The sequence below is a fragment of the Micromonospora sp. NPDC005299 genome, from assembly GCF_042872345.1.
GTDB lineage: Bacteria > Actinomycetota > Actinomycetes > Mycobacteriales > Micromonosporaceae > Micromonospora.
Map to the genome: position 1 here is coordinate 1,085,176 of NZ_JBIAKG010000001.1, position 14,855 is coordinate 1,100,030.

The following is a 14,855-nucleotide window of genomic DNA, read 5'->3' on the forward strand; positions in this document are numbered from 1 at the left end:
CGGGGTCACAAAAAGAAATACGACCGGTCGTTCTTGTTTCCGTTACGCTGCCCGCATGACCCCCGACGGCCGCATCGCCCGCGGCGACCGCACCCGCACCGCGGTGCTGGACACCGCCGTGTCGCTGGCCACCGAGGTCGGCCTGGACGGGCTCTCCCTCGCCCAGCTCGCCGACCGGCTCGGGGTCAGCAAGTCCGGCCTCTTCGCGCACTGGCGCTCCAAGGAGGCGCTGCAACTCGCCACCGTCGACCGGGCCGTGGCGCAGTGGGAGGAGCGGATCGTCGCCCCCGCCCTGCGCGCTCCCCGGGGCGTCCGCCGGCTGCGCGCGCTGCACGAGGCCCGGATCGAGTTCTACGCCGCCCGGGTCCTCCCCGGCGGCTGCTTCTTCGCGAACACGGAGTTCGAGTACAACGCCCGCCCCGGTCCGGTGCGGGACCGGCTCGCCGAGGCGTTCGGCCGGTGGACCGCGTTCCTCGAACGCCTGGTCCAGGAGGCGGTCGACCTCGGCGAGCTTCCCGCCGACCTGGACGTCCCACAACTGGCGTACGAGGTCGACGCGCTCGGGATCAGCGCAGTCATGCGCTCCCGGCTGCTCGACCCGGACGCCACCTACCGGCACGCCCGCCAGGGGCTGCTGACCCGCCTGCGCGCGCTCTGCCCGGATCCGACCCTGCTACTGGAAGGCCAGCCATGAGCCACGAGTTCGGTCACGTCGAGCACGTCCCGGTGCACTTCGACGACCTCGACGCCATGGGCATCCTGCACAACGCCCGCTACGCGGTGCTGCTGGAGCGCGCCCTGACGCCGTACTGGGCCGAGCGCGGCGTCGCCTTCCGCGGCGACGTGCACACCGCCCCCGACGTGTTCCACGCTGTCCGGGAGTTCACCATCACCTACCGCGCCCCGGTCACCGGGGTCGGCCCGGTGGCGGTCCACTTCTGGCTGGAGCACTTCGGCACCAGCAGCGCCCGCTACGCCTTCGAGTTTCGCTCGGTGGACGGCGCCACGGTCCACGCCGACGGCACCCGGTCGATCGTCCGGCTGGACCCGGCCACCCTGCGCCCGACCGCGTGGACCGACTCGGCCCGGGCGGTGGCCGCGACGCTGCTGCGTCCGGCCCCCCTGCCCGCCTGAGGCGCTGCGGGCGCGTCAACCGGGAACCCCTGCTCTACCTGAGGCGTCAGGAAGGGGCCCCTGCTCACCGGAAGAAGGCGCGCAGCAGGGCGGCGCTCTCGACCTCGCGCACCCCGCCGTACACCTCGGGGCGGTGGGTGAGGCGGCGGTCGCGCAACACGTCCCAGAGCGAGCCGACGGCGCCCGTCTTCGGCTCCCACGCCCCGAAGACCACCGTCGAGATCCGGGCCAGGGCGATCGCGCCCGCGCACATCGTGCACGGCTCCAGGGACACCACCAGGGTGCAGCCCTCGAGCCGCCAGCGACCCAGCCGCTCGGCGGCCCGGCGTAGCGCCAGCACCTCGGCGTGCGCGGTCGGGTCGCCGGTGAGCTCCCGCTCGTTGCGGCCGATCGCCAGCTCGGCGCCGTCCGGGCCGTAGACCACCGCGCCGACCGGGACGTCCTCGACCGCGTCCTCGCCGTCGCCGGGGAACCCGTCCGGGCCGGTCACCGCGACCTCCAGGGCCCGGCGCATCCACAGCTCGTGCCGCTGCCGCCGGCCCACGCCGTCCAGGTCGGCCAGGCCCTCGTCCGCGCCCGGACCGACCCGGGCCGGCCGCCCCGGGGTGGGCTGCCCCGGGCGTACGGTCTCCAGCGCCGGGTCGGTGGCGTCGGCCGGCTCCGCCCCGCCGGTCCACTCCGGGCCGGGCGGCTCAGACCTCACGAAGCTCCTCGACCTCGTCGGCGCAGCCGAGCACCTGGCAGACCTCGGCGGTGACGTCGGCCGGCATCATCCCCTCGTGGCCGCAGAGGGCGAGCAGCTTCGGCGCCGGGATGCCCAGGTCGGCGAGGATGTCGGCGTCGCCCACCGGGTCGGCCTCCGGGTCCACGGCCGGCTGCTCGCTCTCCTCGTCGCCCCCGGTGGCCGGCCGCGGCTCGTCGGCGTCCTCCAGCCCGGTGACCGAGGTCTTCAGGTCCCCGACCAGCAGCGCGCCCAGCCGGGACTCCTCCGCGTACGCGGAGTCGGAGCCGAAGACCCGCAGGTCCTCCCCCTCGTCCAGCCGCAGGATCACCAGGTACGTGTCGTCGGCCTCGACGAACAGCAGGGAGAGGTCGGCGTCCGGCTCGACGTCGCGCAGCCGGTCGGCCACCTCCTCGATGTCGGTGGCCCCCCGCAGGTTCACCTCTTCGGCGGTCCAGGCGCCCTCGACGCGCGCCACGGCAGCAGCGAAGTACGACACGGTCCCCCCAAACTGGCCTCGGCAGCACGCCGACTCGTCACGCGATGCACGTTAACCGGTCGGGTCGGCAGGCGACCGGTCAACGCCCCGAAGGGCCGGCCGAACCTGGAGAAAGTCGGTCAGCCGGCGATGCGCCGGCGGGTCGCGATGAGTTCGCGGAGGCGCTCGGAGCGGGCCCGCTGCTGCGGCCGTTTGCGCTGCCGGACCGTGCGGGCACCGGCCAACTCGGCGAGGAGTTGCAGGCGGCGGCGGCTCCGCTCGGGGTCGAGCCGCGGCGGGGTGATCCAGGCCATACCGCGAGCGTGGACCGTCACCGCGCGTACGTCAAGACGGTCTTCGCTACGCAGCGAAACCGGCACGCACCGTCACCAGAGCGGCCAGTCGCCGCTCTGCGCCCAGCGCACCGCGACGACCGCGGCGGCGATGCTCCAGCCACCCGCGGTGACGATCGCGACTCCGGTGGCAACTCCCCGGTCGCCGTGGCGGACCAGCACCGCGGCGGCCAGCCAGGCCAGCCCGCCGGCGAGCAGCGTCCACCAGGCGTAGCCGGCCACGTCCCGCCCGAGCAGGCCGAACAGCAGCAACCAGACGAACGCGGTCACCGCGCCGGTCGCGACGCCGGCGCCGGTCACCGGGTAGGGCTCGCGGTAACTCGGCCGCATGGGCGCCCCGGACGGGAAGAGCCCCGACGGTGTCCGCGGCAGCGGGCGCACCGGACCCGCACCGGGCTCACCGGCCACGCCGTGCCACCCGTTCGTCACCGCTGCCCCCTTTACGGACCGTAGACGTACCGACGTCACGCAGAGCGACCGTCCCGGACGGACCCGTCTCAGCGTTCGTCCCTACGGTAGTGGTCTGCCAGGATGACCGGATGCGCTCGCCATCGACCGGACGCCGCGCGCGTCCGACGTACCCGGTCCTGCTGCTCGTGGCGGCGCTGGCCGCCGGGTGCGCCCCGGGCGCCCGACCCACCGCGGCGCCGGGCAGTTCGTGGCAGAGCCCGAGCGCGCCGGCCACGGGGGCGCAGCCCGCCCAGCCGACCGGCCCCGCCGCGTCGGCCGCCCCGCCCACGCCGTCCCCGTCACCGAGCCGCACCGAGTCGCGGCACGTCTTCCCGGTTCGCGCCGGCAACGTCGACTACCACCCCACCCACTCCGCGTACCCGGGGACGGACATCTTCGCCGACTGCGGCGAGCCGGTGGTGGCGGTGACCGACGGGGTGATCCTGGAGGTGAGCCGGGTGGACCGGTTCAGCCGGCGAGGGCCGCTCGGGCCCAACAACGGTGGGCTGTCGGTATCGCTGCTCGGCGACGACGGGGTCCGCTACTACGGCTCGCACCTGAGCGCGATCGCCGCCGGCGTCGACGCCGGCGTCCGCGTCCGGGCCGGTCAGCAGCTCGGACAGGTGGGCCACACCGGCAACGCCAACAACGTCTGCCATCTGCACTTCGGGCTCTCCCCGAAGTGCACCGGCCACGACGACTGGTGGATCCGGCGGGGCGTCGTCTGGCCGGCGAAGTACCTCGACTCGTGGCGCAAGCGGGGCAACCGCGGGCCGGCCGCCGAGGTGACCGCCTGGCAGCGCCGGCACGGCTGCCCGAAGGCGCCGAGCGGCTCCGCCGCGGCCGGCTGACCGGCGTCCACTCCCGACACCCCCGCACAGCACCGCGCGGCGGGCGGCGCGGGCGCGTAGGTTGCAGGGCATGACTGCCCGGGACCCCATCGCCGACCTGCGGCGGATCGCGTTCCTGCTGGAGCGGGCGAACGAGGCCACCTACCGGGTCCGGGCGTTCCGGTCGGCGGCCAAGGCGCTCGGCGCCCTGCCGGCCGGCGAGGTGGCCGAGCGGGCCCGCGGCGGCAAGCTCACCGAGCTCTCCGGGGTCGGTGACGTCACGGCCCGCTGCGTGGTCGAGTCACTGGCCGGTGAGGAGCCGGTCTACCTGCGCCGACTGGTCGCCACCGAGGGCACCGACCTGGGCGAGGCCGCGGCGAAGCTGCGGGACGCGCTGCGCGGCGACTGCCACACCCACTCGGACTGGTCCGACGGCGGCTCTCCGATCGAGGAGATGGCCCTGGCCGCCGTCGAGCTGGGGCACGAGTACGTGGTGCTCACCGACCACTCGCCCCGGCTGAAAGTGGCCCGCGGGCTCACGGCGGACCGGCTGCGCAAGCAGCTCGACCACGTGGCCGCGGTGAACGAGGCGCTGCCGAAAGGCTTCCGCATCCTCGCCGGCATCGAGGTGGACATCCTGGCCGACGGCTCGCTGGACCAGGACGAGGAGCTGCTGGCGCGGCTCGACGTGGTGGTCGGCTCGGTGCACAGCGGCCTCAACGACGAGCGGGGGAAGATGACCCGCCGGATGCAGGCCGCGATCGCCAACCCGCACCTGGACATCCTCGGTCACTGCACCGGGCGGATGGTCTCCTCCCGGCCGGCGGGGGTGACCGGCCCGGGCGACCGGGGGCACCGGGCGCGTACCCGCAAGGAAAGCGACTTCGACCCGGAGGCGGTCTTCGCGGCCTGCGCGGAGCACGACGTGGCCGTCGAGATCAACTCCCGGCCGGAGCGGCAGGACCCGCCGAAGCGGCTGATCCGCCGCGCCCTGGAGGCCGGTTGCCGGTTCGCCGTCAACACCGACGCGCACGCCCCCGGCCAGCTCGACTGGCAGCGCTTCGGCTGCGAACGCGCCGCGCTCTGCGGCGTGCCGGCGGACCGGGTGGTCAACACCTGGAAGGCCGACCGCCTGGTGAAGTGGACGGCCGGCCGCGGCTGAGAGGTCGCCACCTCGCCGTGGTAGCGGTATCCGGGAACCCCGGACCCCGCCACCCGGCCGTCAGCGGCCGGCCGGCACCGCCGGCGGGGCGGCCGCGGCGGGGGTCCGGACGGGCCGGCGCCGGCCGAGCATGCCCTGCGCGACGGCCACGCCGAGCAGCACGACCAGGGCGCCCACCGGCTGGTGCCAGTTCATCCGCTCGCCGAGCACCACCGCGCCGACCAGCACCGCGAACACCGGGATCAGGTACGTGACGGTGGACGCCGTGCTCGCCCCCGCAACCCGGATGTTGCGCAGGTTGATCACGAAGGCCAGCCCGGTGCCGAGCGCACCGAGCGCCAGCACGGAGGCCACCACCTTCGCGGAGAGCCCGGTGGGCACCGGCGGCGCGCCCGCCACCAGGGGCGCGACCACCGCGAGCTGCGCGGTCGCCACCAGCAGTTGCGCCGCCGACAGCGACAGCCCGGAGTACGCGCTGCCCGCGATGAACTTCTTCTGGTAGGGGATCGCCACCCCGTAGCAGGCCGCCGCCCCGAGGCACATGAGCTGGCCGGTGAAGTGCGACCCGCCCACGCCCTCCCAGACGCCGAGCACCACGAGCACACCGGCGAAGCCCAGCCCCAGCCCGACCGCGCGCCGCACGGTCAGGCGCTCGGTGCGGAACACCAGCACCGCCAGCGGCAGCACGATCAGCGGCGTGGTGGCGTTCCAGATGCCGGCGAGCATCGACTCGACCCGCTGCTCGCCGAAGCCGAACAGGGTGAACGGCAACGCGACGCCGAAGGCGGCCACCACCAGCAGGTGCGCCCAGACCCGGGGCTCGCGGGGCAGCCGGTCGCGCAGCACGGCCAGCACCACCAGCAGCGTCACCGCGCCGGTGGCCACGCGGTAGAGGGTGAGGTGCAGCGGGTGCAGCTCGGCCACCCCCACCTTGATGAAGAGGAAGCTGGAACCCCAGATCACGCCGAGTGCGAGGAACCCGGCCAGCCAGCTCCGCGCCGCCGGCCGGTCAGGAGTGAAATCCGCTGTCACCCCTGACACTCTGCCGCAGGGGTACGACGAAGTCGCGCGAAAATCGGACGCCGTGTCGACCGCCACAGCCGCTCGACAACACCGGACCTGCTCCTTCGAACACGGCAAACACCGTCGACAACGGGGTGGCCCGGTCACGTAGGGTCGCATCGTGGGACGAATCGATGACCTCGCCAACCGCTACGTGGCCGACTGGGCTCCGCTGAGCCCGACCGGGGCCACCTACGTCGGCATCGCCGGCTACGACGACCAGCTCGACGACCTCTCCCCGGAGGGCTATGCGGCTCGCGCCGACCTGACCCGGCGCACCCTGGCCGACCTCGACGTGACCGAGCCGGACACGCAGGCGGAGCGGACCGCCAAGGAGGCGATGCAGGAGCGTCTCGGCCTGGAGCTGGCCCGCTACGAGGCCGGCGAGACCGGCAGCGAGGTCAACGTGATCGCCAGCGGGCTGCACGACCTGCGGATGGTCTTCGACCTCATGCCGACCGACGGCGACGACGCCAAGGCGAACGTGGCCGCCCGGCTCAACCGCTTCGCCGGCGCGCTGGAGGGCTACAAGCGCACGCTGCGCGAGGCGGCGGCGGCCGGCCAGGTCAGCTCGCAGGTGCAGCTGGTCGAGGTCGCCAAGCAGTGCGACATCTGGGTCGACCCGAACGGCGACAACTTCTTCCACGGCCTGGCCGAGCGGCTCGGCGCGGAGGGCGCGCTCGGTGCGGAGCTGCGCAAGGGCGCGGCCGCCGCGACGGCCGCCACCGCCGAGTTCGGGCAGTTCCTCCGCACCGAGTTGGCCCCGCGGGGCCGGCAGAAGCAGGCCGCCGGCCGGGAGCGCTACGAGCTGGCCTCGCAGTACTTCCTCGGCGCCCGGGTCGACCTCGACGAGACGTACGCCTGGGGCTTCGCCGAGCTGGCCCGCCTGGAGAGTGAGATGCGCACCGTTGCCGGGCGCATCGCGGGTGCGGGTGCCACGGTCGATGATGCCGTGCGTGCGCTGGACGCGGACCCGGCCCGGACGATCCAGGGCAAGGAGGCGTTCCGCGACTGGATGCAGGCGCTCGCCGAGAAGGCGATGAGCGAGCTGCACGGCACCCACTTCGACATTCCGGAGCAGGTCCGCCGGATCGAGTGCTGCCTCGCCCCCACCAGCGACGGCGCCATCTACTACACCGGCCCGAGCGAGGACTTCTCCCGGCCGGGGCGGATGTGGTGGGCGGTGCCGCAGGGCATCACCGACTTCTCCACCTGGCGTGAGGTGACCACGGTCTACCACGAGGGCCTGCCGGGGCACCACCTCCAGGTCGCCCAGACCGCCGTCCGGGCCGACCTGCTCAACCGCTGGCAGCGGCTGCTCTGCTGGGTCTCCGGGCACGGTGAGGGCTGGGCGCTCTACTCCGAGCGGCTGATGGACGAGCTGGGCTACCTGGAGGACCCGGGCGACAAGCTCGGCATGCTCGACGGGCAGGCGTTCCGGGCCGCCCGGGTCATCGTCGACATCGGCATGCACCTGGAGCTGGAAATCCCGGCCGACAACCCGTTCGGCTTCCACCCGGGCGAGCGCTGGACGCCGGAGCTGGGCTGGGAGTTCATGCGCGCGCACTGCCGGGTGCCGGACGAGAACCTGCGCTTCGAGCTGAACCGCTACCTGGGCTGGCCGGGGCAGGCCCCCTCCTACAAGGTGGGCGAGCGGATCTGGCTCCAGGCCCGGGAGGAGGCGAAGGCCCGCAAGGGCGCCGACTTCGACCTCAAGGAGTTCCACCGCCAGGCGCTCGACCTGGGCTCGCTGGGGCTCGACCCGCTGCGCCGGGCGCTGGCCCGGCTCTGAACGACGGCGACGGCCGAGAGTCGGAGGGGATCCTCCGGCTCCCGGCCGTTTCGCTTGGCTGTCCGGGTCAGCTCAGGTCGAGCTTGAGCACCGGCCGGGCGGTGAGCGACTTGGAGTTCTCGTAGGCCAGCTCCATCACCGGGTCGGTGAAGGTGATCGGGATCGGCGAGGTGACCGGGATCCCGTCGGGGAACGGCAGGTCCGGGGTGAGCGTGATCTTGATGCCGAGCAGGTGCCCGACGAAGCGGGTGGCGTAGAAGGCGACGTCACCCTCGACCGTCAGCCGGTCGGTGACGTACCGCTGGTTCTTGCCCGCCGGACCGCTGGCCAGGAGGGTGAAATCGTCCGTCACGGCCTTGTCCATGGTGAACTTCAGGCACTTGAGGGTGCCGTCCCGGGTGGGCAGCTCGACGATCCCCTCGAACCGCAGCCCGGTCATGGTCACCTTGGAGCCGGTGAGCTTGGAGGGCGGGTCGGCGACGATCGGCTGGTTGGGCTCGGCGGCCAGCTTCGGCAGCGACTTGCCCGCCTCGACCGGCTTCGGCTTGGTCGGGGCTGGGCTGTCGCAGTCGGCGTCCGGCTTCGCCGGGGCGGACGGCTTCGTCGTGGCGCTGCCGCTCGGCTTCGGCGTGGCGGTGGCGCTCCCGGTCGGGGTGGCGCTGGTGGAGGTCGCCGCCGGCTCGGCGGCCGCGGCCGGGGCGGCGGACGAGGTGCTCGGGCTGGGCGAGGGCTCGGGGTCGTCGCCCCCGGTGAACAGGTCGGTGATGCCGTGGACGATGTCGGTCAGCAGGTTGCCGTCCGAGTCCTTCTGCTCCTCGGCCGGGGCGGTGCTCGGGCTGGCCGACGCCGAAGCCGACGCCGAGGCGCTCGGGGCCGGGGCCGTGACGGTCGGGCAGGCGGCCGGAGCGGCGACTGCCGGCTCCTGACCGCGGAGCGCGAACAGGCCGGCCGCGGAGACGGTGGCGACGACGAACAGGATCGCGTACGCCCTGGGGTCCCGGTGCCCGCCGCCCCGCGGCGTGTCCGGTCCGACGGCCGGCAGCACCTGGGTGCTGTCGGTGGCGCCGGGCGGGTCCGCCGGGGCGGCCTCGCGCAGCGGGTTACGCGGCTCGGGCAGGGTGTCGGTCAGGACGCCGGTCGTCTCGTCCTCGCGCTGCCGGGGCAGCAGTTCGTCGACGAGGGCCGGCTCCGGCTCCCCGGTCGCGTCGTCCTCCTCCGCCGGCTCCACGGGGCCGGCCGGCTCCGCGGCCGGCTGCCTCCGCGGCACCCAGGCGAAGCCGAGCGCGCTGCCGATCATGCCGAGCAGCACGCCGAGGAAGAAGCCGCCGAGGTTCACCCCGATCATCGAGTAGAGCGCGGTGACCGCGGCGACGATCGCGTAGAACATGCGCTGCTGTGGGCTGAACCAGAGCAGCAGGCCGCAGGTGAGAAGGATGGCCGGGATCAGCCAGGACAGGAAGCCGGTGGGCCCCATCTGGAAGGTGAGGCCGTTGAGGCTCATCTGCGTGGTGCCGAAGATCTCCAGGCCGGCCAGCGCGGTGAAGAGCCCGCCCCAGAACGGCCGGGTCCGCCGCCACCGGCGGAAGCCACGCCACGCCTGGCCGACCCGACCGGGCCCGGCCTGCTGCGTATCGGCGGTTGTCACGTACTCCTCCTGGCGGTGCTGACGGCGTGAGACAAGGACAAGGCCCGCGGAGGGCGCCCTCCGCGGGCCTCGACATCAGATCAGAAGCATTCCTTGGCCCCGTCGCCGATGTTCACCTTGAGCTTCAGGCCGTTCAGGGTGAAGACGCCGGCGCTGGTGGAACGGGCCACCTGCTCCAGGTCGGTGATGGTCACGACGTCCGCGCTCTGCCCGAAGGACTTGGGGTAGACCTGCTGCACCGGCTTCATGTCGCCCGCGTCGCGGCCGATCTGGATGTTCTCGAACTTGGCGTCGCCCTCGAGCGATTCCATGTCGATGAGCAGGTCGGTGGCGGTCGCCGGCTTGTTGTCGCCACCGGCGTTGATGGTCAGCACGACCTTCTTCGGGAAGAGCGGCGTGGTGGCGTTCACCGACTGGCAGAGGTCGTACAGCTTGGCGTCGGCGATCTCGGAGACGGCCACCGGGTGGCTCGTGCCGTCGCTCTCCTTGACCAAGCCGCCGTACTGCTTGAAGCCGTTGCCCTCCAGCTTCGAGGCGCCGACCTTGAAGGTCGAGCCCGAGACGGCGAACGAGGCCGCGATGGCGCCGTTGGCCATGCCCAGCACGATGCCGCCGGCCACGACGGTGGCAGGCACCATCATGGCGGCGAAACGACGCCAGCGGGTGCCGCCACTCATCTGGCGGTTCTCCGATTCACTCACAAGGTCCTCCTCGACGGGGGTGCGTCACCGGCGCGGGACGCGACGCGGGACGGGGAAAGCTGCGGGGCGGCGCGGGCCCGTTGTGCCGACGGACGCGCGGTACGCGGATTGCATGCTCCCGCGAAGCGACAGACCTCACAAGTCCCTTGCTACTGGCGGGTAACACAGTCGTGGTATCAAGGTCTCTCACGGTTACCAACGGTTAACATCCCGATAGCAAGGGGCTCAGGGCAAAACGGCCCTATTGCGACAGGAAGACAGAGACGTTTCACCTGTGGTAGCTGTCACGGGCCTACGTCACAGTTCGGTAACGGAGCGCTGACAGACCGCTGAGGGTGATGCGCCGTTCACCCGTCTGGCCGACCCGGCTGACCGTCCGGCGGTCGGTCAGCTCCGGCCGTCCAACCAGGACCGCAGCAGATGGTGGTCGATCGAGTCGATCCGGCCCAGCGGGCGCCCCGCCGCCACCCGCTCCCGCAGCTCCGCCCGGGTGAACCAGCGCGCGTCGACCAGCTCGTCGCCGTCCACCCGCACCTCCGTCGAGGTCGCCGTCGCCCGGAAGCCCACCATCAGCCCGGCCGGGAACGGCCATGCCTGCGAGCCCTGGTACGCCACGTCGACCACGGCCACCCCGGCCTCCTCGGCCAACTCCCGGCGGACCGCGTCCTCCAGGCTCTCGCCGACCTCCACGAAGCCCGCCAGGGTCGACCAGGAGTGCTCCGCCGCGCCCCGGTGCCGGGCCAGCAGGCAGCGCTCCGGCTCACCGGGCGCCTCGACCAGCACGATGACCGCCGGCTCGATCCGGGGGAAGAGCAGCCGGCCGCAACCGGGGCCGGTGCAGGACCGCGTGTGGCCGCCGTCCTGGGCCACCGTGGCGGCCCCGCAGCCGCCGCAGAACCGCTGACCCCGGTGCCAGTGCAGCAACCCCCTGGCGTACGCCTGAGCGGCCGCCTCGGCCGGCCCCAACGCGCCCACCAGCGCCCGGACGTCCACCGCCTCGGCCGCGCCGGCCAACTCGCACGCCTCGGCCTCGCCCCGGCCGGAAAGGTCCACGGCGAACACCGCCCGGCCGGCGTCCAGCCCGAGGAACACCGTCTCGTCGGCGGCGGCGCGCAGCCCCACCGCCTCGGCCGGGGAGCGGCGCACCGGCACCCGGTCGGCCGAGACCAGGCACCGGTCCCGCCACAGCGGCAGCAGTGCGCTCTCCGGGTCGGTCAGACGCGCGGCGACCCACCCCGGGTCGGCGCGCAGCGCCCCCGCCCGGTCCAGCCAGCCACCGCCGTACGCCAGGGTCCGCTCATCCGTCCGCACCCGGCCACCGTCCCACGATCCGGACCGGCGCGGGGGCCGGCCAGGGGTGATGACGGCGACACCCGGGGACGGCGGACGCCGCGGCCCCGCCGACCCTCGGGGCAGAGACTCCCGGCCGGCTCGGGCGTTGGTTACCGTAGGTGTCTCCCGTGGGGGAAGCGGTCCCCACGTGGTACTTCCGATCGAGGTTGCTGTGACGCTGTACGGCGAAAAAGTGCCTTCCGCCGACGACCGGCCCACGGTGAAGGTGACCGCGGTGAGCTGGCCGGACGTCGAGCCGGAACCGGTCGCCGCACCCGCCGCGGGCGGGCCCGGGACGTCGGGGCGGTCCCGGGGGCGCATGCTGCTCGCCGGCGGGATCGTCGCCGCCGTGCTGGCCGCCGGCACCGGTCTGGGCGCCTACGCGTACGCGGGCGACGTGCCGCGGGGCACCACGGTCCTCGGCGCCGAGCTGGGCGGTCGGAGCCGGGCCGAGGCGGCCCAAGCGCTCCACGCCGAGCTGGCGCGCCGGGCCGGGGCGCTGAACGCCCCGGTCACCGTCACGGTCGGCGAGAAGAGCGCCGAGCTGAAGCCGGCCGACGTCGGGCTCGCGATCGACGTGGACGCCACCGTGGCGGCAGCGGCCGCCGCCGAGGCCCACCCGGTGAGCCGCCTCGTCGGCTCCCGCACGGTCGAGCCGGTGGTCACCGTCGACACCGCCCGCCTGGAGGCCGCGCTGCGCACGGCCATGGGCGACCAGGGCCGCGAGATGACCATGCCGGCCATCATCTTCACCGGCACCACACCCAAGCCGGTCTACCCCAAGCCGGCCCTGACCGTCGACGCGGCCGGCGCGGCCCACGCCATGACGGGCGGCTGGCTGGCCGGCGAGCCGGTGACCGTGCCACTGGTCGAGAAGTGGCCGGCGACCACCCGCGAGGAGGTCGACCGGCTCGTCGCCGAGCTGGCCCGGCCGGCCGTCGCGGCGCCCGTCACGCTCACCACCGACGGCGGCAAGGTCACCATCCCGCCCACCGCCATCGCCCGGGGCCTGCGCTTCGCCGCCGACGACACGGGCAGGCTGACCCCCCGCGTCGACGTGAAGCGGCTGCGGGCCGCGCTCGGTGACCGGCTGGCGAAGCTGGAGGTCGCGCCGAAGGACGCCGGGCTGACCATCAGCGGCGGCAAGCCGAAGGTGGTGCCGGGCCGGGCCGGCCGGCAGGTCGACGCCACGGCGCTCGGCCGGGACCTGCTCGCCGTGCTGCCCAGGGCGGACGGCCGCACGGTGACCGCGGCGCTGAAGCCGGCCGAGCCCGAGCTGACCGAGGCCAAGCTCGCCGAGCTGGGCATCAAGGAGCGGGTCTCCACCTTCACCACCCGGTTCCCCGGTGGTCTCTCGTCGCCGCGCAGCCAGAACATCGTCCAGGCCGCCAAGGACGTGGACGGCGCCATCGTGCGGCCGGGAGAGACCTTCTCGCTCAACGGCCACACCGGTGAGCGCGGCTACGACCAGGGCTACAAGGACGCGCCGACCATCGTCGGCGGCAAGCTGGTGCCGGGCGTGGGCGGCGGCGTATCGCAGTTCACCACGACGCTGTTCAACGCCAGCTATTACGCGGGGCTGGAGGACGTCGAGCACAAGCCGCACTCGTTCTACTTCAGCCGCTACCCCGCGGTCATCGAGTCGACCATCTACTGGCCGCAGCTGGACTTCAAGTTCCGCAACAACACCCCGTACGGCGTCCTGATCGACACGTCCTACACCTCCAGCACGATCACCGTGTCGATGTGGAGCACCAAGATCTACGACAGCGTCAAGACGGAGTACGCACCGCGCCGGAACATCACCCAGCCCAGGACGGTCTACCTGGATCCCGGCCCGGACTGCATCTCCGCCGCGGGCGGCGTCGGCTTCGCCCAGGACGCCTACCGGGTCATCAAGAAGGACGGCAAGGTGCTGAAGCGGGAGACGTTCAGCTGGCGCTACGACCCGGAGCCGCGCTTCATCTGCGCCAAACCGCCCGCCTGACGCCCGTCCAGCGCCTCACGGGAAAGCCCCGCCGGGCCACATCGCCGGCGGGCTTTCCGCTGTCGTACGCCCTCTCAGGGCCGCGCCGCGGCCAACCCCTGCCGTACGCCGTCCGCGTCGCGGTCGGTGCCGTAGACCGGGGTGCCCGGCTGCTGCCGCCAGCTCTCGTCGAGCGTGCCGGCGTCCACCGGGTCGAAGCCCAGCTCGTCCACGAGTTCCATGACCACCCGCTTGGCCTCGGCGTCGTCGCCGGCCACCGGCAGCCCGATGCGGTCCGGCGCGCCCGCCGGCTTGCCGCCGTCCATCAGGTACGCGGCCTGGATGTTGTTGAAGACCTTCACCACCCGTGCGCCCTTGAGGTGATCTGCCGTCCAGCGGCTGGAGCTGAGGCTGCGGTCGAGCAGCTCGGCGATGTCGCCGTCCCGCTCGGGGTAGTAGTTGTCCGCGTCGACGACCAGCTTGCCGTCGAAGAGCGCCGCCGGCAGGTCCGGCACCGCCTTGAGCGGGATGGCGATGACGACCAGCTCCGCATCCTGGACGGCCTCCTCCAGCGTGCCGGCCCTGGCACCGGTCTCCGCGGCGAGGTCGGTCAGGCTCTGCGGTCCGCGCGAGTTCGCCACCGTGACGTCGTGGCCCAGCGTGCGCAGCCGTCGGGTGAGGGTGCCTCCGATGTGCCCCGACCCGATGATTCCGATCTTCATGACCACTCCTGCCTCCGCCAGCGCCTGGCGGTCAGTTCCGGCCGAACAATCAGCAGGTACCCCGACCGGTCCGCCCCGATCGTGGACGGCGCGTACACCACGTCACGTTTTCCGCCCGCCCGACGGGGCAGGCGCGGGCGGTTCTCGCACCGACGGTACGAGACGCGGCGGCCCGCTCGGGGCGATTCACCGAAGCGGGCCACAAACGCAGTCAGGGCCACCCCGAAGGGTGGCCCTGACTGGAAGATTGTCCGGCGGTGTCCTACTCTCCCACACCCTCCCGAGTGCAGTACCATCGGCGCTGGAGGGCTTAGCTTCCGGGTTCGGAATGTGACCGGGCGTTTCCCCTCCGCCATGACCGCCGTAACTCTATGAACATGTCAAAACAACCACAGGGTTGTTCGCTCGTTCAGAGTTGCACAGTGGACGCGTAGCAGCTTAGTAGTCAAGTCCTCGGCCTATTAGTACCGGTCAACTGAACCCGTTACCGGGCTTACATTTCCGGCC

General features: G+C 73.2%; 15 protein-coding genes and 1 rRNA gene. 6 read left to right on the plus strand and 10 right to left on the minus strand.

Annotated elements, in window-relative coordinates; genetic code table 11:
• Positions 1–55 precede the first annotated feature (55 nt).
• A complete protein-coding gene (locus ACFYPD_RS05255; RefSeq protein ID WP_387109037.1) occupies positions 56–694 on the plus strand; it encodes a TetR/AcrR family transcriptional regulator in 639 nt (212 codons plus the stop codon).
• Complete coding sequence (locus ACFYPD_RS05260; RefSeq protein WP_387109039.1) at positions 691–1,134, plus strand: acyl-CoA thioesterase; 444 nt, start codon at positions 691–693, stop codon at positions 1,132–1,134. The genes ACFYPD_RS05255 and ACFYPD_RS05260 overlap by 4 nt, the downstream gene beginning before the upstream one ends.
• A gap of 64 nt (positions 1,135–1,198) precedes the next feature.
• On the opposite strand, the gene ACFYPD_RS05265 is transcribed toward ACFYPD_RS05260, so the two are convergent.
• The 4 genes from ACFYPD_RS05265 to ACFYPD_RS05280 form a co-directional block, all read right to left on the minus strand.
• Positions 1,199–1,648: a nucleoside deaminase gene (locus tag ACFYPD_RS05265; RefSeq protein WP_387109213.1), complete on the minus strand. Its 450-nt coding sequence runs from the start codon at positions 1,646–1,648 to the stop codon at positions 1,199–1,201.
• A 178-nt stretch (positions 1,649–1,826) separates the two neighbouring features.
• Positions 1,827–2,354 carry a tRNA adenosine deaminase-associated protein gene (locus ACFYPD_RS05270; RefSeq protein ID WP_387109042.1) on the minus strand — a complete coding sequence of 176 codons (528 nt, stop codon included), beginning with the start codon at positions 2,352–2,354 and terminating at the stop codon, positions 1,827–1,829.
• 119 nt (positions 2,355–2,473) lie between these two features.
• Entirely contained in the window at positions 2,474–2,647 is a 174-nt protein-coding gene (locus ACFYPD_RS05275; RefSeq protein WP_387109043.1) for a hypothetical protein, read from the minus strand.
• Between the two features lie 72 nt (positions 2,648–2,719).
• Positions 2,720–3,016, minus strand: a complete 297-nt coding sequence (locus ACFYPD_RS05280) for a hypothetical protein (RefSeq protein ID WP_387109216.1) — start codon at positions 3,014–3,016, stop codon at positions 2,720–2,722.
• Between the two features lie 209 nt (positions 3,017–3,225).
• On the opposite strand from ACFYPD_RS05280, the gene ACFYPD_RS05285 reads away from it, so the two are divergent.
• Positions 3,226–3,987: a M23 family metallopeptidase gene (locus ACFYPD_RS05285; RefSeq protein WP_387109044.1), complete on the plus strand. Its 762-nt coding sequence runs from the start codon at positions 3,226–3,228 to the stop codon at positions 3,985–3,987.
• Positions 3,988–4,057: 70 nt separating this feature from the next.
• Positions 4,058–5,128, plus strand: coding sequence for a PHP domain-containing protein (locus ACFYPD_RS05290; RefSeq protein ID WP_387109046.1), 1,071 nt, complete (start codon positions 4,058–4,060; stop codon positions 5,126–5,128).
• A 60-nt stretch (positions 5,129–5,188) separates the two neighbouring features.
• Here ACFYPD_RS05290 and ACFYPD_RS05295 read toward each other — a convergent pair whose 3' ends face one another.
• Positions 5,189–6,160 (minus strand): DMT family transporter, encoded by a 972-nt coding sequence (locus tag ACFYPD_RS05295; protein WP_387109047.1) that lies wholly within the window; start codon positions 6,158–6,160, stop codon positions 5,189–5,191.
• A gap of 151 nt (positions 6,161–6,311) precedes the next feature.
• Here ACFYPD_RS05295 and ACFYPD_RS05300 point away from each other — a divergent pair, with 151 nt between their 5' ends.
• Positions 6,312–7,982 carry a DUF885 domain-containing protein gene (locus tag ACFYPD_RS05300; protein ID WP_387109049.1) on the plus strand — a complete coding sequence of 557 codons (1,671 nt, stop codon included), beginning with the start codon at positions 6,312–6,314 and terminating at the stop codon, positions 7,980–7,982.
• 67 nt (positions 7,983–8,049) lie between these two features.
• Here the strand turns inward: ACFYPD_RS05300 and ACFYPD_RS05305 are convergent, their stop codons facing one another.
• The 3 genes from ACFYPD_RS05305 to nudC all read right to left on the minus strand — a co-directional run bounded on the left by ACFYPD_RS05305 (position 8,050) and on the right by nudC (position 11,639).
• On the minus strand, positions 8,050–9,627 hold the full coding sequence (locus ACFYPD_RS05305) for a DUF6114 domain-containing protein (protein WP_387109051.1): 1,578 nt from the start codon (positions 9,625–9,627) through the stop codon (positions 8,050–8,052).
• Positions 9,628–9,707: 80 nt separating this feature from the next.
• Positions 9,708–10,304 (minus strand): DUF6230 family protein, encoded by a 597-nt coding sequence (locus ACFYPD_RS05310; RefSeq protein WP_387109219.1) that lies wholly within the window; start codon positions 10,302–10,304, stop codon positions 9,708–9,710.
• A 411-nt stretch (positions 10,305–10,715) separates the two neighbouring features.
• Complete coding sequence (gene nudC / locus ACFYPD_RS05315) at positions 10,716–11,639, minus strand: NAD(+) diphosphatase (RefSeq protein ID WP_387109053.1); 924 nt, start codon at positions 11,637–11,639, stop codon at positions 10,716–10,718.
• A gap of 193 nt (positions 11,640–11,832) precedes the next feature.
• Between nudC and ACFYPD_RS05320 the strand changes: the two genes are divergently transcribed.
• Positions 11,833–13,647, plus strand: a complete 1,815-nt coding sequence (locus ACFYPD_RS05320) for a VanW family protein (protein WP_387109055.1) — start codon at positions 11,833–11,835, stop codon at positions 13,645–13,647.
• 74 nt (positions 13,648–13,721) lie between these two features.
• Here ACFYPD_RS05320 and ACFYPD_RS05325 read toward each other — a convergent pair whose 3' ends face one another.
• Positions 13,722–14,348, minus strand: a complete 627-nt coding sequence (locus tag ACFYPD_RS05325) for an NADPH-dependent F420 reductase (RefSeq protein WP_387109057.1) — start codon at positions 14,346–14,348, stop codon at positions 13,722–13,724.
• Between the two features lie 249 nt (positions 14,349–14,597).
• Positions 14,598–14,714 (minus strand): 5S ribosomal RNA (gene rrf / locus ACFYPD_RS05330).
• Positions 14,715–14,855 lie beyond the last annotated feature (141 nt).